Below are 19,204 nucleotides of genomic sequence, written 5' to 3'. Positions count from 1 at the left end.
CCAGCTCCGCCGGGTTGGTTAGCGCCCCCATCAGGAGCGGCAGATGATCAAGCGCACCAGGATCAGGGAATCCACCACTATCTGATCAGGTCCGGGACGGCTGGCGCCGACTTGTCCGCGATCGTCGTGCGCTTGCTGCGGCGCAGGTGCCGGCCCACGACGTGGTGGATTCGCATCAGCCGGGCCACCCGCTTGCGGTTGATCCTGCGTCCGCAGGACCGGAGTTCGGCATGCGGGCGGGAGCGCCGTACGCGCTGCGCTGCTCGGTATGGATGGCGCGGCTCTCGGCGACCGTCGTGGCCTCGTCGGCCTGGCGCTCGACCCGGGCCGGCTCAGTAGCCAGGTGCTTGTAGGGACCCGAGCGGGAGATCCCGAGCGCCCGGCACAGCCGCTGCACGTGTCGCGCGTTTTTGTGGTCGACGATCGCGTCCTGCCCCTGACGGTCGGAACACTCGCGGTCCGGTGCGCAGAGATCGGGAACCCCGAGCCGTGCGCCGATCTGCGCCCAGGACGCGCCCTGTGTCAGGGCGGCAGTCACCGCCCGGGCGAGGAGTTCCTCGCCCGGCTCCCCGGGCGGGGCGAGTTGAGTGCGAGCGTCTCGGTGCTGCCGCCGCCGATCCTGATGGTGGACTGGCGCCATCTTCGGGACTGTATCGATTCACGGGCCGGTAAGTGACGACGTTCGCCCGCGGAGACGCCGGAGCCCGAGCGGCCTCACGTGAAGGACGTTTCTTTTCGAAACCTGCGCGCCGCTCCCGCGCACGGAGGTAAGCGATGAGCAGACCACTGACCGGCCCGGGACGCGATGGCGACCCGCGCGGATGGAGCTCGGGGTCGACGACCGCCCGGTCGCTGTTGAGGAGCGGGTCGTGACCAAGCCCGCCCGCACCAGCACGGCCGCGACCTTCGCGCGCCTTCGGGGTGAGGGTGTGGCGATCGCCGGCCTCGTACTGAGTGCGCCTGGCGATCGTCCTCGATCGCCTTCACCGCCGGCGTGGTTCGAGACGCCCGGTGCTGTGGGGTGCTTCAGGGCTGTGGGACCTCGACGTGGTCGGGGAGTTGATCGCGCATCTTGGTTCAGCCCTGCCCCGCCGGATTCTGGGTGACCACGAAGTCGTAGGCGGCCATGGGCCCGAGCAGCTTTATCTCGACCCGGCCGTCCCACTCCTCGGCCGGCGCTCCCACCGCCCGCTCCAGTCCGTCCTGCCGGTCCACGTCGACGAGGACCGCCACGTGCACGGCCTCCTCCTCGTGCGTGGGTTCGCGGCGGTTGACGGAGTCGGTGAGGTCGCCCAGGGCCTCGACCGTCTTGCGGGTGTCTTCCTCGCGCGTGCCGGCGATCGCGTTGTTCACCAGTTCCCCGAGCGCCATCCGCGCCTGGCGGCCGGCGTCCTCCGACTTGTCCCGGATTTCGTCACGCAACTGCGCCGCCTGCTCGTTTTCGTCGAGGATCTCCCGCAGGATCACCTGCTCCACGTACCGGCCCTTCACCACGTACTGGGCCTTGCCCTCCAGTTGTTGAAGGGCCGCCGCGAACTCGTCCGCATGCGCCGAAAGCAGTTCCTCCTTCACGGCGTCGGCGTCGGTGAGCACCGCACCGAACCGCAGCGGCAGCACCGCCGCCACCCGGGACGTCCCGTCCAGCACGTTCGCGTGAGCACGGAGGTCTTCGGGTCTGCCCAGTGGACGGTTCACGGATATTTCGCTGACCAGGGCGGCGATGTCACCGTCCGTGACGACGTCCACCTTCCCGTCGGCGACCCCGGTCGCGTCGCCCCCGGGTTCGACGTCGGCCGGGACGATGCCGTAGACGTACACCCCCGTCGTCTGCCTCTTGTCCGACTTCTCTGTGTTCTCGCTCTGCTGGTTCTTCGTCTGCTCCGTAACCATCACCTGTCACCTCGAGTCGACTTGCGCGACGCCCGTTCCCGTTCCGGTTCCTCTTGCCCGCCCAGCAGCCCGCCGAGCTTCTCCTCGATCGCACTCTTCGTCTTCGACTTCGCAATCTTCTCCGTCCCGCCCGACACCAGATCGGACAGCCCCTTCGGCTCGCTGCCGATCGCCAGCCGGTTCGCCGCCTCCGCGAATCGCAGATAGGTGTCGACACTGGCGACCACGACCCGGGCGTCGATGGTCAGCAGTTCGATACCGACCAGCGAGACCCGCACGTATGCGTCGATGACCAGGCCCTTGTCCAAGATGGTGTCAATGACGTCGGCCAGACTGCTCGAACTCGGCCCGCCCGCTGTGGTCATCTCCTCGCTCCTCCCTGCCCCGCTCTCGCCCCTCCCGCAACACCGCGTGCGGGCGGCTCGGTGACGCGTGGCGGTACCGGTCGTTTCTCGGCCCGCTCGGCGCTCTCGCCGCGTCCAGCTCGTCCCGGTGCAGAACCGAAATGGAGATGTACGTGCGGCCTACCGGACTACCCCAGGAACCCCGGACGCTCAATCCAGCAGAGACCGCTAAGGACTGAGTAATTCGACGCGCCCACCCCTGCGCGAAACGGTCCGACCGGTCGGCTCCTCGGACGCCGGTCACCGGTCGGCACGATGCCGTACACGTAGACACCGTTGGGACGTGGCTCCTCGGGTGTCGTTGGTGTTCTGTTCCGACGTTTCTGCGCGCCGTCGCCGGTGTCGCGCAGACGACCAGCGGGACGATTTGACATCACTTGTCCTCGCGAGTGGACTTGCGTGAAACCCGTTCGCGCTGAGGTTCTTCCTGTCCGCCGCCGAGGAGGTCGCCGAGTTTTTCGCCGGCGGCTCCGAGTGCGCCCTGGGTTTTCGATTCAGAGTCGCCATCGCCGCCTCCAGCCAGGTCCGTCAGCCCCTTGGGCTCGCTGCCGATCTCGAGCCGGTTCACCGCTTCCGCGAACCGCAGGTAGGTGTCGACGCTGGCGACAACGACGCGGGCGTCGATCGTCAGCAGCTCGATGCCGACCAGCGACACGCGCACGTACGCGTCGATCACGAGGCCCTTGTCCAAGATGGTGTCGATGACGTCGGCGAGGCTGCTCGAGCTGGGCCCGCCGCTGACTCCGCCGCCGCCACCGCCACGACCTGCGGGTTGTATCGACGTCATCGCCGCGCTCCTTGCTTCGAACCGGCGGACTTGGCCGCGGTCTTGCGTGGGCGGCCACGGCGTGCCGGCGCCTTGTCCTCACTCGCGGCCGCCGTCTTGCGCGGGCGACCCCGGCGTGCCGGCGCCTTGTCCTCACTCGCGGCCGCGGTCTTACGCGGGCGGCCACGACGTGCTGGCGGCGGTGATGCCTCCTCGGTCTCCTCTTCGGGCTCCTCAGCCTCCTCCTCGGGCTCCTCAGCCTCGGTCTCGTCTGTTTCCTCCGGCTCCTCGGTGTCCTCCTCGGGTTCCTCGTACTCGTCCGTTTCCTCGGCCTCGTCCTCCCCTGTTTCCTCCGGCTCCTCGCCTTCGTCCGTTTCCTCCGGCTCCTCGTACTCGCCCCCGGTCTCGTCTGTTTCAGCGGGCTCCTCGGTCTCGTCCTCTTCGCCCTCGTCCGGCTGCGCTTCGTCCTGCTCGTCTTCTGGTTCCACTTCCTCGGGCTCGACGACCTTGCCGTCCCGGATTTCTCCGCGCCACCCCTCTATCTCGTCGGGATGGAGAACGGACTGGGTCATGACGTGGCGTCCGAAGTGCTTCAACTCCAAGCGCGCTCGCCGACCCTGCGCCCGCCACAGGTTTCCCGTCTTCTCGAACAAGCCCTTCGGGTGATACTCGAGGATCAGAACGATGCGGGTGAGATCGGGAGTCACCTCGTGGAACGTCACCGCACCGTCGATGAAGCCCTTGGCGCCCTTCGACCGCCACACGATCCGCTCATCGGGAACCTGCTCGAGGATCGACGCCTCCCAGGTTCGATGCGACAGGAAGATCTGCGCCTTCCATTCCAGTTTCTCGTCCGCTTCCTGCTCCACTCGTTCGACCTTCTTCATGAACGAGGGGAAGTCGGCGAACTGGGTCCACTGGTTGTACGCCAGTTGGACCGGGACACCGACATCGATCGTTTCGACGATGTTGGTCAACTTGAGCTTCTTGCCCTTACCGCCACCACCGCCGCCGGTGACCGCGTCCTTCAGATTCGACGCCGTGTCCTTTACCTTGTCGGTCAGCCCGGAGAACAGTGACTTGCCGTCGCCCTTCTCGTTCCCGTCACCGTTGCCGTTGCCGTTGCCGTTGCCGGTGACCGCGGACAGTAGGCTGCCACCGCCGCCCTCGGCGTAGTCGGTCAGCCGGCCGGTCGCGCCCGCCACCTTGTCCGAGACGGTGGATAACGCCTTGTCGGTCACGGTGCCGAGCAGGCCCTGCGCCGCCTTCTGCAGCGGTGACACCGAGGCGGCCTCACCGGACGCACCGGAGACATTCTTGCGCAGCTTCTTCGCCGCACTGTCGAGATTCGAGGTCATCGCTGATCACTTCCGGGTGCGTCGAATGGGGATGACATCGGTCGTCGCCTTCGCGCGCGACTTCCGGACACGGGTGGGGGTCTCGTCCTCGTCGTCCTTCTTCGTCGACGACCGGGACCGGGTGGGCCGGGAACCACCACTACTCGAGGAGCGGCGGCGCGGGGCCGGACGCTTCCGGGCGCGAGGCGCCTCCTCCTCGGAACCCTCGTCCTCGTCTGCGTCGGGCTCCTCCTCGACCTCTGCGTACTCCTCGTCGTCGTAGTCGTCCTCAGGCTCCTCACGACGCCTGCGATTGGACCTCTTCCCGTCCGGGGTCTCGTCACCGCCCGATTGCAACCGGGAGTTCAGCGAGTCGATGCGACGACTGGCCGCGGTCACCGCGGCCGTCTTCGCCGCGTTCATCAATTCCTTGCGGACCGTCTCGCCGAGCTTGGCAACCTCGGGTGAGTTCGCGAGCAGCCTTCCTCCTTGTCCGAGAACACCCAGTGATCCGGAAGGAAACCGACTGGATGCTCCGGCACCCGCGAGCATCAACGCCAACTTCATCTTGTGCGTGCGGCCCAGCATGTAACCGGCACCCACGGCCAACGCCATCTGACCTTTGCCTGTCATCGCCCAACCCCTTGTTGTCGAGAAGATGTGGTGCACCTCGGCGCCGGCGTCGGCGAAAAGGATGGGGCCGTGGTCGGTGGGTGGTGCCTTCGTTCCGCCGACTACCCCGGGGCCGCTCCGCTCAATCTGCCGAAGCCCTCGAGTTCCGCGAGGGCGGAGGCGAACTCGTCGTCGTGTTCGGCGAGCAGTACGTTCGTCACCGCGTCACATCGGACAGGACCGCACGGTATGACCGCGGGCCTTCGGGGATACCCGTGTATCGCAGTTGTCTGCGGGTACCCGCTCAGTACGCTGCCCGCGCCGCGAAGGTGGACCGGGCAGCCAGCCCCGCTCGGTCGCCGAACCCCTTCGGCCGGCGGGGCGCCCCGCCGCGCGCGGACCGAGGTCGAGCGCTCGCCCACCCCGCCGTAGCCCACGTGTGGTCCCACCTCCGTAATCTCGTGGATCACGCAAATACACACGAGAGACAAACGCGCCGAGTAATTCGGAGTTGCCCCCATTTCCCAAATTGATTACCCAGGAACATTATGGGCGGTCGTTAATTTGCGCAGAACATTATGGGCGGTTGTTAATTTCATTATGTGAGAAATTCGCTTATTTGCGAAACGCTTCCCAGCCCCGAGCGCGATAGGCATGGTAAGCGGGGATCGACGAACCCGTGGATTCATCACCAGGAAAGGCGTGAATTCTGATGGGTTCTGCAGGAATCAACTTCGACGTCGCGTTCGAGGCAGGTGACTGAGCGTCACCTTCGGCGGCATCCGACCGAGCCGACCGACCGAGCAATCCAGGCCAGCGGTGACCCGGCTCACCTGGGGCAGCCGGGCCACCGCCCCGATCAGTACGATCACCGGCCAGGTGACGCCTGTCCCTACCGCCATCCTCGGCCGGCAGGCGAGCTCGGCCTGCGGGGTGCCCGGTCGGCGGGCGATTACGCAGTCGAGTCGAAATTGTCACCTCGAAATCAGGCCGGTCGACCCCAGAATAACCTTGCGCGAAGCGCGGTTCGAGAATGTGGGCCTCGCAGTATGTACACGTGATTTTGCCGACATCGGATATCTGAGGGTCCCGTTTCTGCATTTTCATCTCACCGTGCACGAGAGTGACTGGTCTCGGAAATTCCCGGCCGCAGCATATACAAAGGACACCCTCACGGAGACGACCCGGATGAACACCAGATACGGCCTCGTCACCAGCTCGTTGATCAGCGCGACTTGCCCGAAACCACACCCCGCACCCATGGATCAGCAGGGAGCCCGCGGCGTAGGGCATCGGGCCCCAGGACATCTCCGCCTCGGCATGTCCGCGCCGCCTGGGCGGCCTTCACGCGAAACGAATGCGCCATCCGGTGCGACATACCAATTCACTGAAAGCTGCTGAACGAGAATGAAACCGACCAGTAGTGACTGAATTATCCGAACCATGCCGGGTGCCGGAGGGCGCCGGACAATCCGGGTTCCCCGAAGAGGGGACCCGATCCGAAACGGGATCGTTCCCGGGCGCGGCGATGTCGGCGCAGCTGGCCGCCGCACTGGAATGCGCACCGACCCCCGTAGGACTGTGGGAATTCAGGTCGGGCCGCCTCCGGTACCTCAACCCGGCCGGCGCCGCCCTGCTCGGATTCCCGGACGGCGGCGAGGCGTTCGGGCACACGGTCGCCGACGTCTGCACCGACACCGTGGTGGAACAGGCACCGGAAGTCTCCGCCGCCCTGACCGAACATGGTCGGTGGTGCGGGCAAACGGAGCTGCGGCACCTACGCACCGGAACACCGATCCCGACGGTCCTGTCGGTTTTCGTCACCGAACGCGACACGGACGGGCGGCCACTGCTGATCGGGGCGATCGCCCGGGAGCCGTCCACCTCCGGCGAGCGGGAACACCCGCTGCTCGCCGCTCTCGCGGACGCCGACCGCCGGTGCCGGGAACAACACGTACTCGCCGAACTGAGCCGGCTCGCGGTCACCGCCGACCTCGACACGCTCCTGACCGCCGCGACCGGGATGGTCACCGCGCTGCTGGGGCCGCGGTGCGCGGCGGTCGCCCGGGTGCACGGTACCGGCGGGGCGGCCCTGCCGGTGCTCGGCTACCACGGACCCGGGCCGCGCCCAAGCACCGTCGCCGCCGGCTGCGGCTCGCTGACCGGGTACGCGGCCGCCGAGGCGGTGGTGGTGTGCTGCCCGGACCGCGCCCGCGAGCGACGGTTCGCCACCGCGGATATGGCCGCGCACGGGCTGGGCAGCGGCATCGGCGTGCCAATCGGGCACGATCCGATCTGGGGAGTGCTGACCGCCCATTTCGCCCGACCGCGTGTCGCCCCGGAGCGTGAGGTGGCGTTTGTGTCCGCGGTGGCCGCGGTACTGTCCACCGCGATCGACCGACTCGGCGTGGAGGAGCGGTTGCGGCATCAGAGCCTGCACGACCCGCTCACCGGGTTGCCGAATCGCACCCTGGCCCTGGAGCGGATCACCGCCGCCCTCGACCAGGCGGCGCACACCGGCATTCGGGTCGCGGTGCTGGTGATCGACCTGGACAACTTCCGCCGCCTCAACGCCCGACTGGGGCACGCCGGCGGCGACGCCGCCCTGGTCCGACTCGCCGACCGCCTGCGGTCCCTGGTCCGGCCCACCGACACCGTGGCGCGCCTGGGCGGCGACGAATTCCTGATCCTGTGCCCGGCCGTCACCGGTCCCGCGGAGGCGACCGCGATCGCCGACCTGATCGCCACCGTGGACCCGCACCCGGGGGCTGCCCCGATCACGGCGAGTGTCGGGATCGCCGTCACCGGTGCCGCCGTCTCCCCGCACGAGCTGATTCATCACGCCGACCGGGCGATGTACCGGGCCAAGGCCACCGGCCCCGGCCGGTACGCACTACACAGCCCCGACCCCGCAGACCCAGGCCGCTGAGCGGTACCCCGGGACCGAGGCTCAACAAACCCGCCACGGTATGCGTCAAACCCCCGATATTCTGCCGCTCCAACACCGGCAACGGCGGGAACGCTCCGAGTAACAACTGCTCACCGCGATGTCGTGCCTGCTGAACGTGCAACATCTAGGCCGGTCCACCGCGACACCCGCCCTGGGGTGCGCCCACCACTCCTCATACCGGCCACCGCGGCGGCCCTCGACTGCCGCCGGGAGCACCGCACCGCACCGCGAATGTTCCGACGATCAGCGGCAGAACACGCATCGTCGACCACGAAAGGAGTCCTGTGCTCACAGCGCGTCACCGACTGCAACGATGAACACAGACTCCTCGAATGCTGCACGCCACAGAATCGTTCGTCAGCCCTCCGGTTTCGGTCTCACCACAAAGTCGTAGGGGGCCATGGGGCCGAGGATGCGCATCGTCACCCGGTTGTCCCAGCGTGCGGCCAGCTCTCCCACCGTCTGCTCGAGTGCGTCTTGCCGGTCGACCTCGAGGAGGATCGCGATCTGGACGGCGTCCTCGTCGTGGGTGGGTTCGCGAACGGTGACGGTGTCGGTGAGCGGTGACAACGCGTCGAGAGTGATACGGGTGTCCGTCTCCCGCTTGGCCTCGAGGGCGTGGCCGATGATCTCGCCCAGAGCCATCCGGGCGTCCCGGGTGAGCTCCTCGGGTTGGCCGCGGATCGACTCGAGCAGGGCGGTAGCCTTCGGGCTTTCGTCGACGATCTCCCGAACGATGCGCTCCTCGACGTAGCGGCCCTTGATCATGTACTGCGCGAAACCCTCGAGTTCGTCGAGAGCCGAGGCGAACTCGTCCTGGTGGTCGGCGAGCAACTCGTTGATCACGGCGTCGCGGTCGGACACGACGGCACCGAACCGCAGCGGCAGCACCGGGGCCACGTGCGAGGTGCCGTCGAGGATGCGGGCGTGGGCCTGCAGATCCGCGGAGGTGCCGAGTCGGTGGTCCGGGTCGATCTCGCTGACCAAGGCCGCGATGTCGCCGTGCGTGACGCTCTCGATCGGGGCATCGTGAATACCGGTCGCATCCTCTTCCGGTTGCACGTCCGCGGGCACGATTGCATACACGTAGATCACGGACGCCGCAGCGCCCTCGGTGTCGTCGGTGTCCTCCGGGGAGGTCATTTTTGTCTCCGCCGCGGTGCCGGTTCGCGTTCGCCGCCCGATGATCCGCCGAGCAGCTCACCGAGGGTCTCCCCCACCCCCTCGAGGACACCCTTGGTCTTCGACTTCGTGCTGCCGCTGCCCTTGACGTCGGAGACCAGGTCGGACAGACCCTTCGGTTCGCTGCCGATCGCCAGCCGGTTCGCCGCCTCGGCGAAACGCAGATAGGTGTCGACACTGGCGACCACCACGCGGGCGTCGATCGTCAGCAGTTCGATACCGACCAGCGAGACCCGCACGTAGGCGTCGATGACCAGGCCCTTGTCCAGGATGGTGTCGATGACATCCGCCAGACTGCTCGAGCTCGGACCGCCCGCTGTGGTCATTGCTTCGCTCCTCGCTCCCGGCCACCCCCGTCCCGGAACTTTCCGTCTGTGGTCCGCTCGGCGCCCCGGCCGGACTCGCCCCGCGCGGGCATACCCCGAAACGGATGCCCGCGCGCGAACTACCGGACTACCCGCAACGGCCGAAGTTCAATCCGTCAAAACCGCTGGAGGCTGGTCGATTCGGCCCCGAAGGTGTGCTGGATACTGGCGGTTCCTTCGTCACGGCCGCCGCGGCGCCGAGCGTGGCATTGCCCTGCCCTCCTTGAATGTGACCGTGCCACCGGTGAAAGCGGGCGCAAGCTGGGCGGTCAAGGTGACTGGGCACGTCGTCGCAGCCATACCCTGGATCGAGACTGTCGTTGTGGTGTTGATGGCCGCAGCTGCGGCGTGCGGAGCCACCAGCATCATTGCCGCGGCGGTCGCTGCAAGGGTCAACATTCCGGCCCGCAGGCGGCGGGCGGGTCTGCGTCGACGATGCGCACCACGGCCTGCAGACTCCCCACCTGACAGGTTGGATGCCACTGATGTGATCATGGCCGCACTCCTTCGATTCGCGCTGTGGGGAACGCGAAGCGGACGACCACGCATCAGATGTTTTCGCGGCCGCCCGGGCCGCTGAAGTTGACGCTACTCGGGGCAGTAGCCACCAACAATGCCAAACCGACCGTTCGGCACTGTGTGGTCGGCGGTACTTCTTTCCTGGCGATCTGGGCATATCGGCAAATCTCGTACCTCCTGACCCCCTCGGGGCGGCATGCGTGCAGTGCTGATGCTTCCCGCGCACCGACCTCGGGCAGCCGATCATCCACATGTTTCCGCCGCGAGGGTTAGCATCAATGCCGCGCAGTTAGGGATTGTCCTGGCAGGTCAAGTTGGGGCGTGTCGCGAGATAGGGCAACGGAACTCCTGGTAGGGAAGCTTTGTCCGCCAAAGACAAGCCTCTCCGGGAGTTCCGTTGCCTGTTCAGTCTGTCATCAAACATGAGTCGGTGGTTGCCGCCGGGCGGTTCGCGCCGGGGCATATCGGTGAGTTGACGCGGATCGTGCCGTTCGAGATGGTCGATGCCGCGCTCGAGTCGGCGAGGGCCACGCAGGCTCGACTGCGGGAGTTGCCGTCGCGGGTCGTGGTGTACCTGGTGCTGTCCGCGTGCCTGTTCCCTGATATCGGCTATACCCGGGTGTGGGCGAAGCTGACCGCGGGACTCGAAGGAGCGGTGGCCGATCCGGGTTCCTCGGCGTTGTCGCAGGCCCGCCTCCGGGTCGGCGCCGCACCACTGCGGGAATTGTTCAACCTGATCAAAGGCCCCGTCCCCGGTACCGCTCGGTGGCGAGGACTGTTGGTGTGCGCGATCGACGGCACCTCGATGTTCGTGCCCGACAGCGTAGCCAACCTCGGTGCCTACCACCGTCAAACCGGCGGCCCCAACGGCGACTCGGGCTACCCGATGGTGCGCATGCTCGCCGTGGTGGCGTGCGGTACCCGCACCATCGTCGATGCCGTGTTCGGAACCTACGGTGTCTCCGAGATCGCCTATGCACCCCAGCTGTTGGGGTGCCTGCGCGATGGCATGTTGTTGTTGGCCGATCGCAACTTCGCCGTCGCCTCGTTGATCGAGCAGATCGCGGACACCAAGGCCGACCTGCTCATCCGCTGCAAGAGCAACCGCAAGCTTGCCTCCATCGAACGGCTGCCCGACGGGTCCTGGCTGGCCCCGATCGGCTCGGTGGTCGTCCGGGTCATCGATGCCGAGATCGTTGTCACCCCGAAAGGTGGCACACCCCGCACCGGCCGATACCGGTTGATCACCACCCTCAACGATCATCGCCGCTACCCGGCATCGGAACTGGTCCGGCTGTATCACCAGCGATGGGAGATCGAGACGACCTATCTGGAGCTGAAGTCGACCATCCTCGGCGATGCGATGCTGCGGGCCCGCACCCCGTCCGGGGTCGCCCAGGAGGTCTACGCGTTGTTGACCACCTACCAAGCGCTGCGTATCGCGATCGCCGACGCAACGACCGGTGCGGATGTCCCACCGCTGCGCGCGAGTTTTACGATCGCCGTCACCACCGCCCGCGACTTGGTGGTACTCGCGTCAGGCGTGATCGCCGGCACGACCATCGATCTGGTCGGACAGATTGGCCGCGCAGTCCTGGCCGAACTCAATCCCGAACGCCGAGCACGTGATTGCCCCCGCGTGGTCAAACGAGCGATTTCCAAACACCGTGCCAAAGGAGACATCGACCGCACCAACTACGCCACGGTCAACATTGCCATCAACGTTCTCGAACCGCCCGATTGGACAGGCAGCCCAAACCCTTAACTGCGCGGCATTGGGGTTAGCATCCCAGAGCGTGACAACATTGCGGTCGATACCGCTCACGCTTTTGCGAATGAATTACCGAATGTTACGTATCCCTTTGCAATTGATCGAACAGGTCGCGGAATCACGCCTGGATGAGCACGACCGGTCCAGGCTGACCTACGAGGGATTCCTTGTCCAGTGCGACCGAACTGCCGCCACTCATCTCGGTGACACTGTCGCTGCAGAGCGCGCCGAGGAGTTACGGCGCCATATCCTCGCCACACAGATGACCGTCGCTCTGCAACGGCGGCGGCTCGAGCAGCGACGAGAAGCCGAGGCCGCCGACAGGACGGCGCAATGGGAGGAGCGGCAGCGACACAAGGAGCGGCTCCGTGCGGCGACGGTGGTACCGCTTTTCGACCCCATCGAACCCCCGTCGCCGTAACATCGCCACGATCATCGCGGATGTCCGGTCGATCCCCCGCCACGTCCTCGAACATTACGCCCGGGATGCGATCCGCCCACCGCGCGTGCACCAGGCCCGCCTGCGCGAGCCAAATCAGCACGTCTCGTGCAACACTCGAGTACAAGCACATTCGCGTCGCAGAAGCCGGTGAAGGTCACGTCAGTACAGTCCGCGGCCTTCTGTCAGGGTCGCCGGCTCCTCCGCGGCGCCAGTTTGTGCAGCACCCTCCCGGCCGCCGCCCCTGGGCACATCCCAGCGCCGAGCGGGTCATCCCGCGAACCCCATTTTGGCCGCGAGAAGGGGACCGATTGCGGCGGGTCGGCGCCCAGGCACCGCCCGATGCCTCGGGCAGCAGTCGCCGACCATCCCGACACGCAGTAGCTGCCGCACGTGGTTTCGGCCAGTGCTCGCGGCACATTCTCGTGTGAGACTCGACAGGTGACCAGGGCCCACGATCCGGGACCACTGGCCGTCGAGACGGACACCGGCGGTGAGAGCACACGCACGGTGATCATCGCGTTCGGCGCCAATGCCGGGGTCGCCATCGCCAAATCGGTGGCAGCACTGATGACCGGCTCCGGATCCATCGTGGTGTGCGGCTGTCAGTCAAGAAGGTCGCGTCACTGGGGCCACAGCGGGGGTGTTCTGAGGCCTAGGTTTCTCTCTATTCCCCAGCAGAGGAGATTCTCATGGCGTCACATCATCATTCCTTCCGTGCCGCGGCGGTCCAGGCCGCACCGGTCTTCCTCAACTTGGAAGTGTCAATCGACAAGGCCATCGCACTGATCGAGGAGGCGGCGAACGCCGGCGCCGAGCTGATCGCCTTCCCGGAGACCTTCTTACCCGGTTACCCCTGGCACATCTGGCTCGACTCCCCCGCCTGGGCCTTCCAGTTCACCGCAGAGTATTTCGACAACTCCCTCGAGTACGGATCGGTTGAGGCCGATCGCCTCGCCGCCGCCGCCCGCGATAACCACATCATGGTCGTGATGGGGCTGAGCGAGCGATTCCAGGGCAGCCTCTACATCGCACAGTGGATCATCGGCGCAGATGGCCGCACGATCGCCACCCGGCGCAAGCTGAAGCCGACCCACGTGGAACGGACCGTGTACGGGGAGGGCGACGGAACAGACCTTTCGGTCTACGACACCGATCTCGGCCGAATCGGGGCACTGTGCTGCTGGGAGCACCTTCAGCCGCTGTCGAAATACGCAATGTACGCGCAGAACGAACAGATTCACGTCGGTGCCTGGCCCAGTTTCTCGCTCTACCCAGGCGCAGCGTATGCGTTGGGCCCCGAGGTGAACACGGCCGCCAGCCGCGTGTATGCCGTCGAGGGCGGGAGCTTCGTGATCGCGCCCTGCGCCACGGTTTCGGCGGACATGGTGGAGATGTTGTGCACCGACGACGCGAAGCGGGCGATGCTGTCGGAAGGTGGTGGATACGCCCGGATCTTCGGCCCCGACGGTCAGCTGTTGCACGAGCCCCTCGACCCGTCGACCGAAGGCCTGGTCTACGCCGACATCGACACAAGCGCGATCGCTGTCGCTAAATCCGCCGCCGATCCCGCCGGACATTACGCGCGACCCGATGTAACCCGGTTGTGGCTGAACAAGTCTCCGGGCGATCGCATCATCTCAGGGACGCCCGCCGAAGCCGGTGCGACCCGAATAATCGAGGGAGACGACACCATATCCGCTGATGTCAACAGCCTCCCCGAAGAACTCGCGCTCGTCGACACCGTCACCCGGCAGCATGTCTGATTACGAGTCGGCGATCCCGGCGCACCTGGCCTCGGCGCGGACGTGCCCTGTTCGCACACCCCACAATTTCCGCCCGCCATATCCGTCGTACACGGCCCGCTACGACACCTCAACGACCCGAGTGGTGCTGGCCTACTTCGGAGTTCAGTCGATCAGCGACAAACGACACGTCGCACAGGAAGCGGTGACAGGCCTGCGCCGACAACTCGCCGTCGCGGCGGGATCGCCACGGATCGAACGTGCCCGCTACCTCGATGAGAGAGGGTACGAGACGGAGATCGTCATCGGGTATTGGGGCAATGACGAGACGTTCAACCGGTGGTTCACCGAAATAGGTTCGGAGTGGACCGCGCCGAGGCGCCACACCGACGGCATCGGCTTCTTCGTCGAGGTCCTTCACCCCGAGGTCCGACGTTTCGAGACACTCTTCTCCGCCGTCGACCGGCTCGAGGGTGTCGCTCGAATCTCCGAGACCCTCAGTGGTGAGATCGGCGAGCACGGCTACTGGGGAGGTATGCGTGACCGGCTTCCCATCGCCGCTGCGAGCGCCCTCGAACCCTCCGGTACTCCGTCCGTCACCCACGACGGGCCGCGCACACGCGTGCATCCCGTGGACAATCTGTGCCTGATCCGCTCCGGACAGGACTGGACCGACGCAGACGGCGATGAGCGGGCGCTGTATCTGAACGACGTCGAACCGGTCCTCCGCACCGGAATGAACTTCCTGCGAGACGCCGGCCGACCCCTCGGGTGCTTCGCGAACCGGTACATGACCGTGCTCTCGGACGACGGCGACCCGCTGGACAAGACGTTCGGGATGAGTTGGTGGCGCAGCCTCGGTGACCTCGAGCGGTGGGCGGAATCCCATCCCACACATGTCGCGATTTTCGGTGCCGCGCTTCGCTACCTGTCCACTCTGGGCCCGGCGGCCACGCTCCGCCTGTACCACGAAGTCACCGTGGCGGCGGCCGACGAGCAGTTCTTCGAGTACCTTGGGTGCCACGATGAAACCGGGATGTTGGCGTCGACCAGCCATCGGTCCGGCGCAGCGCTCGACTCCGAGGTAGTCGAGACGTCGTAGGTCTGAAGGTGAACAGATGATTCACGATCCCGCCGGGCGGACGACATCGAGAACCGTCCTGAGTACCGACTCCGTGGACCATGCCGACCGGAGAGAGTTCTGGACCCGGGCCGTTAGCCAGACGTATGTCGATCTCCAGTGCGAGGTGCCGGGTTCCTCGGCTGCGGCCGCCTCGATCGATGGCTCGATCGAGGCGGCCCAGTTGGTGACGCTCGGGTTGTCCAAGGTCACGGCCACGGCCCAGTCCGTTTTGCGGACCCCGGCCGGCATCGCGCGGACCAGTGACGACTACTTCCTTGTCAGTGTGCAGAACCGGGGCAACGGATTCGTCGTGCAGGATGACCGGATCGCCCGACTCGAACCCGGCGACTTCGCGATGTACGACACCACCCGGCCGTACGAACTCCACTTCGCCGACAACTTCGAGCAATACGTCCTCCGGTTGCCGGGCTCGACGCTGCGCACCCTCGTGCGCAACACGGCCGACCTCACCGCCCGCCGAGTCCCCAGCGCTCAGGGCGCCGGGAAACTACTCCTCACTATGCTGCGCGCCCTCCTCGACGACACCGAGATAGCCACCCAGTCGGCGGAGGCGCTAGCGCAAAGTGTGGAATACCTCGTAGTCGCAGGCTTGTCCGGATTCACCGGTCTCGACGCACCGCCGCCGCAGCTGGCGGCGCGGCGGCTCGCCGCGATCAAACAGGAGATCCGCGCCCGCCTCCGCGACCCCGACCTTTCCGTCGCTTCGGTCGCTGCGACGCTCCACCTGTCGCCCAGCACACTCCACCGTGCCTTCGCCGACGAACCGTGCTCGGCCAGCGAGTGGATCTGGACGCAACGGCTCGACGGGACGAGGCGGGAACTCGTCGATCCGACTCTGTCGAACATCTCGATTTCCGACATCGCCTTCGGTTGGGGCTTCTCCGACGCCGCGCACTTCAGCCGGGCCTTTCGTGCTCGATTCGGATGCAGTCCCAGCGACTACCGCAGATCCGCGCTCGGGTAGCCGTCCCGCCCGGTGCACCTCATGTGCCCTTCACCGATCGACAACATCGCCCGAAAGGCTGGTGATGCGATTGCGCTCCGCGCGCCCGACACGAAGTCGGGCCCAGTCCGCGCGGACGTGTTCGCGATCGGAACACTTCACCACACCAAAACGCGGCAGTGTGAATCACGTCACGAACACCGGCGGTGGTTTCGGTCAGGGCAACCTCCGAGTGCACGTGCACAACCGGCACTCTCGGAAATCAAATATTCACGCGGAGAACCCGCCCAGACGGGCGAGTTCCAGAGGAAGGGACAAACTAGTGTCGTCGCTGAAGACCGGGCCGGAAGTGGCACATGGACGAGACATCGCTGACGTCGACGCTGTATTGACCGCAGAGCAACTCGGTCACATCCGGCATTTCGACAACCTGTCCCGGCAGCTACCCAACGACTGGTCGTTGATGCAGGGCAAGGGAATCGGCCAGTTCGACTTCGGGGGGATACGGTTCCAAGTTGCCTACATGGCCTACGCGCTTGCGCTGGCCCATGTCCATCGGTTGCCGAACGCACCGGGTGTATTCAAACCCGTATTCGAACGTCTTATCGAGAAGATCTTGATGCCCGAGGCGTGGCTGTACTGGCGCGACGTCAGTCGCGGCGGTGCGGTGTTCAACGCGCACCTGGCCGAGAACTACCACGAGGAGTGGAACCCGGTCGCCCGCGACAACATCATGTACAGCGCCTACGTGCAGTCCATGACCCTGATGTATCACCACCTCTTCGGTGACGACCGATATGCACAGCCCGGCGCCCTGAGCTTCGACTACTGGTCCTTCTTCTGGGGCGGCGAACCGAAACGATTCGAGTATGACGAGAACTCCCTCAACGAGCACCTGTACTGGCAGATGGTCGAGAGCGGCTATCTCGGCGTCGCCTGCGAACCCAACTGCACCTTCCAGATCTGCAATCAACCGGCGATCCTCGGCTTCCGCATGCACGATCTGGTGACCGGAGAGAACGTCGCGGCCGGGGTCACCCGCAGCTACGAACAAGCCTGGAAGCAACTGGGCAGACTCGACTCGACCGGCCACTACAACATGATGCTCACGCAGGATTCCGGCACCGTCGTCCCCAACGAGGCGACAGCACCGTGGATCGACGCCTGGTGCGGAACGTTGATGAACACGTGGAACAGCGAGTTCGTCCACGCCCACTACCCCCAGCAGATCACGGACCTCCTCGTCGACGGCCCGGACGGCACGAAGTCCGTGCGCACTCCACCCGCCCAGCAAGTGATGGGTCAAACCGTCATCAACGACACCTGCGATTTCGGATGGGTCGCGGCGTGGGCATCGGAGATGGGCGACACCACCGCACTCCACGGACTCCTCACTCACGCCGACCGCTTCATGAACCCCACCTGGCGGGACGGGGGCCTGTTCTACCCGCGCAATGACACCGAGGTCGACGAACACGGCAACCGCACCCTGATCGAACCGCTGACCGGCAACGCCTTACTCGGGTACGCCCGACTGAACGTCCCGGACGGTATGCGGAAGTTGTACAACGAACCCTGGGGCCCAGCACATTTCACCGAACCTGTGTTGTCCGATGTGGCTGGTGACATCGCGGTGAGCCAGGCGCGCTTCGATCCCGCCTCGGACGTGCTGACTTTCCGCGTGCAGCGACATGGTGAGCGCGAGGGTGACGGGTCGATTGTGCTCGGCAACGTCGCCGACAGGAAGCACTGGTCGTTGACGGAGAACGGTGTCGTCGTCGCGACGGGCGGGGCCGGCGGACCGATCGCACCGGGACCGCACACCGGCGGTGCACAGGAAATTGAGATCGATCACGTCGAGGGCGGTATCGGAATCCGGGTTCCCGCCGGCGCACCGCGCACATTCCACCTCGAGGTGTCCCCTCTGAAGGGACACAGCGATGAATGAGACCACGAGCAACGTCACCGGCCGACACATCGGCGGAACGTTCGACCTCGTCGACCATCACGGGCACGAGGTGAACGAGCGCACCTACCGCGGCACGTACGCGGTGATCTTCTTCGGCTTCACCCACTGCAAGATGGTGTGCCCCCGTGCGCTGCACCGCCTGTCGACGGTACTCGACCGCCTGGGGCCGCTCGCCGAACGCGTTCAGCCGCTGTACATCACCGTCGACCCGGAACGGGACACCCCGGAGGTGATGAAGGATTTCCTCTCCCCCGGTTATCCGCGGTTCACGGGGCTGACCGGTACACCGGCACAGATCGACCGGGCCAAGAAATCCTTCCGCGTGTTCGCCACCACCGTCGCCGACCCGGATGATCCCCACAACTACCAGATGCCACACTCGGCGTTCACCTATGTCCTCGGTCCCGACGGTGCCTATCTCACCCATTTCACCGACGCCGTCGACGAAGACGAGCTGGTCACCCGGCTGTCGTCGATTCTCCGGTGACCCTGCAACCACGTCCGCCGGGCAAGCCCGCCCGGCGTCCGTTCGCGAGCAATCGGGAACAGTGCTCCTCGACGGCCGTCAACCTCAGTGAAGTTCGAAGGTTCTGATGCATGATCTCCCTCTGATCCACGCACTGGGGATTATCGGCATCGTCGGTGCTGCGCTTCCCCTGTTCCGCGAACGCGGCCGCAGACGCAGGGCATGGGTTGCGCACCTGGCGATGGTGGTGGTGATGGCGGCGATGTTCATCCCCGGTGGCATGACGGGGTGGGTGAGCGTGGGGACGGGATGCCTTCTGATCGCTCTGGCGATGTGGGTTACCGCCGACGCGGCGGACCGTGCGGCCGCATTGCCTTGCGCAGCGGACCTCGCTGCAATGGCTCTGATCCTATTGTTCGTTTCACCCGCCCTGACCTATTCCGACGGGGCACCCCGATCGGACGGGTATCAGGTGCCCCTCCACGCACACCAGATGCTCGGTGGGCCGCCGATGATCTTCACTACCTGGCTCGGCCTGCTCGTTCTGGCCTGCTGGGCCACCATCGCGCTGTACCCCCTCCTCTCGCAGCGGGGCCCGATCGGCAGGCAGACAAAGATCACCGTGGCCTCGGGCATACTGATGATTACCGGAATGGTGCCGATGGCAGCATGACGGGAGATGAGGAACGCAAGCGCCTGACA

16 protein-coding genes and 1 pseudogene are annotated in these 19,204 nt (G+C 66.0%); 9 read left to right on the top strand and 8 right to left on the bottom strand.

What is annotated here, in order from left to right:
- Positions 1-83: 83 nt before the first annotated feature.
- The 6 genes and pseudogenes from BLV94_RS51945 to BLV94_RS01770 form a co-directional block, all read right to left on the bottom strand.
- Positions 84-599, bottom strand: a pseudogene (locus BLV94_RS51945) (IS3 family transposase); the annotation flags it as partial.
- 478 nt (positions 600-1,077) lie between these two features.
- The gene (locus tag BLV94_RS01790) at positions 1,078-1,890 is read right to left on the bottom strand and encodes a GvpL/GvpF family gas vesicle protein (protein WP_072947443.1); all 813 of its coding nucleotides are present in this window, start codon (positions 1,888-1,890) and stop codon (positions 1,078-1,080) included.
- Positions 1,890-2,255 carry a gas vesicle protein GvpJ gene (gvpJ, locus tag BLV94_RS01785; protein WP_072947444.1) on the bottom strand — a complete coding sequence of 122 codons (366 nt, stop codon included), beginning with the start codon at positions 2,253-2,255 and terminating at the stop codon, positions 1,890-1,892. The genes BLV94_RS01790 and gvpJ (BLV94_RS01785) overlap by 1 nt, the downstream gene beginning before the upstream one ends.
- A 412-nt stretch (positions 2,256-2,667) precedes the next feature.
- Complete coding sequence (gvpJ, locus tag BLV94_RS01780; RefSeq protein ID WP_072947445.1) at positions 2,668-3,081, bottom strand: gas vesicle protein GvpJ; 414 nt, start codon at positions 3,079-3,081, stop codon at positions 2,668-2,670.
- Positions 3,078-4,418: an SRPBCC family protein gene (locus tag BLV94_RS01775; protein WP_072947446.1), complete on the bottom strand. Its 1,341-nt coding sequence runs from the start codon at positions 4,416-4,418 to the stop codon at positions 3,078-3,080. The genes gvpJ (BLV94_RS01780) and BLV94_RS01775 overlap by 4 nt, the downstream gene beginning before the upstream one ends.
- 6 nt (positions 4,419-4,424) lie before the next feature.
- A complete protein-coding gene (locus tag BLV94_RS01770; RefSeq protein WP_072947447.1) occupies positions 4,425-5,030 on the bottom strand; it encodes a hypothetical protein in 606 nt (201 codons plus the stop codon).
- A 1,402-nt stretch (positions 5,031-6,432) separates the two neighbouring features.
- Between BLV94_RS01770 and BLV94_RS01765 the strand changes: the two genes are divergently transcribed.
- The gene (locus BLV94_RS01765; RefSeq protein WP_083395417.1) at positions 6,433-7,938 is read left to right on the top strand and encodes a diguanylate cyclase domain-containing protein; all 1,506 of its coding nucleotides are present in this window, start codon (positions 6,433-6,435) and stop codon (positions 7,936-7,938) included.
- A 378-nt stretch (positions 7,939-8,316) separates the two neighbouring features.
- On the opposite strand, the gene BLV94_RS01760 is transcribed toward BLV94_RS01765, so the two are convergent.
- Together BLV94_RS01760 and gvpJ (BLV94_RS01755) are read right to left on the bottom strand one after the other, a co-directional pair.
- On the bottom strand, positions 8,317-9,102 hold the full coding sequence (locus tag BLV94_RS01760; RefSeq protein WP_072947448.1) for a GvpL/GvpF family gas vesicle protein: 786 nt from the start codon (positions 9,100-9,102) through the stop codon (positions 8,317-8,319).
- A complete protein-coding gene (gvpJ, locus tag BLV94_RS01755; protein WP_072947449.1) occupies positions 9,099-9,467 on the bottom strand; it encodes a gas vesicle protein GvpJ in 369 nt (122 codons plus the stop codon). Before gvpJ (BLV94_RS01755) ends, BLV94_RS01760 begins: the two co-directional genes overlap by 4 nt.
- Before the next feature lie 955 nt (positions 9,468-10,422).
- On the opposite strand from gvpJ (BLV94_RS01755), the gene BLV94_RS01745 reads away from it, so the two are divergent.
- The 8 genes from BLV94_RS01745 (at position 10,423) to BLV94_RS01705 (ending at position 19,175) form a co-directional block, all read left to right on the top strand.
- A complete protein-coding gene (locus tag BLV94_RS01745; protein ID WP_072947450.1) occupies positions 10,423-11,790 on the top strand; it encodes an IS4 family transposase in 1,368 nt (455 codons plus the stop codon).
- A 31-nt stretch (positions 11,791-11,821) separates the two neighbouring features.
- Positions 11,822-12,217, top strand: coding sequence for a hypothetical protein (locus BLV94_RS01740; RefSeq protein WP_174705557.1), 396 nt, complete (start codon positions 11,822-11,824; stop codon positions 12,215-12,217).
- 710 nt (positions 12,218-12,927) lie between these two features.
- Positions 12,928-14,001, top strand: coding sequence for a carbon-nitrogen hydrolase family protein (locus BLV94_RS01730; protein WP_072947453.1), 1,074 nt, complete (start codon positions 12,928-12,930; stop codon positions 13,999-14,001).
- Positions 13,994-15,082, top strand: coding sequence for a phenylacetaldoxime dehydratase family protein (locus BLV94_RS01725; protein ID WP_074933499.1), 1,089 nt, complete (start codon positions 13,994-13,996; stop codon positions 15,080-15,082). Before BLV94_RS01730 ends, BLV94_RS01725 begins: the two co-directional genes overlap by 8 nt.
- Positions 15,083-15,098: 16 nt before the next feature.
- Positions 15,099-16,088: an AraC-like ligand-binding domain-containing protein gene (locus tag BLV94_RS01720; RefSeq protein ID WP_072947459.1), complete on the top strand. Its 990-nt coding sequence runs from the start codon at positions 15,099-15,101 to the stop codon at positions 16,086-16,088.
- Between the two features lie 301 nt (positions 16,089-16,389).
- Positions 16,390-18,015 carry a linalool dehydratase/isomerase domain-containing protein gene (locus BLV94_RS01715; RefSeq protein ID WP_072947460.1) on the top strand — a complete coding sequence of 542 codons (1,626 nt, stop codon included), beginning with the start codon at positions 16,390-16,392 and terminating at the stop codon, positions 18,013-18,015.
- Positions 18,008-18,523, top strand: a complete 516-nt coding sequence (locus BLV94_RS01710; protein ID WP_072947461.1) for an SCO family protein — start codon at positions 18,008-18,010, stop codon at positions 18,521-18,523. The genes BLV94_RS01715 and BLV94_RS01710 overlap by 8 nt, the downstream gene beginning before the upstream one ends.
- A 106-nt stretch (positions 18,524-18,629) precedes the next feature.
- Positions 18,630-19,175, top strand: coding sequence for a DUF5134 domain-containing protein (locus BLV94_RS01705; RefSeq protein WP_083395416.1), 546 nt, complete (start codon positions 18,630-18,632; stop codon positions 19,173-19,175).
- The last annotated feature ends 29 nt before the right edge of the window (positions 19,176-19,204 follow it).

Source organism: Rhodococcus koreensis (assembly GCF_900105905.1).
Classification (GTDB): domain Bacteria; phylum Actinomycetota; class Actinomycetes; order Mycobacteriales; family Mycobacteriaceae; genus Rhodococcus_F; species Rhodococcus_F koreensis.
This window is presented reverse-complemented; position numbering and strand designations above follow the sequence as displayed.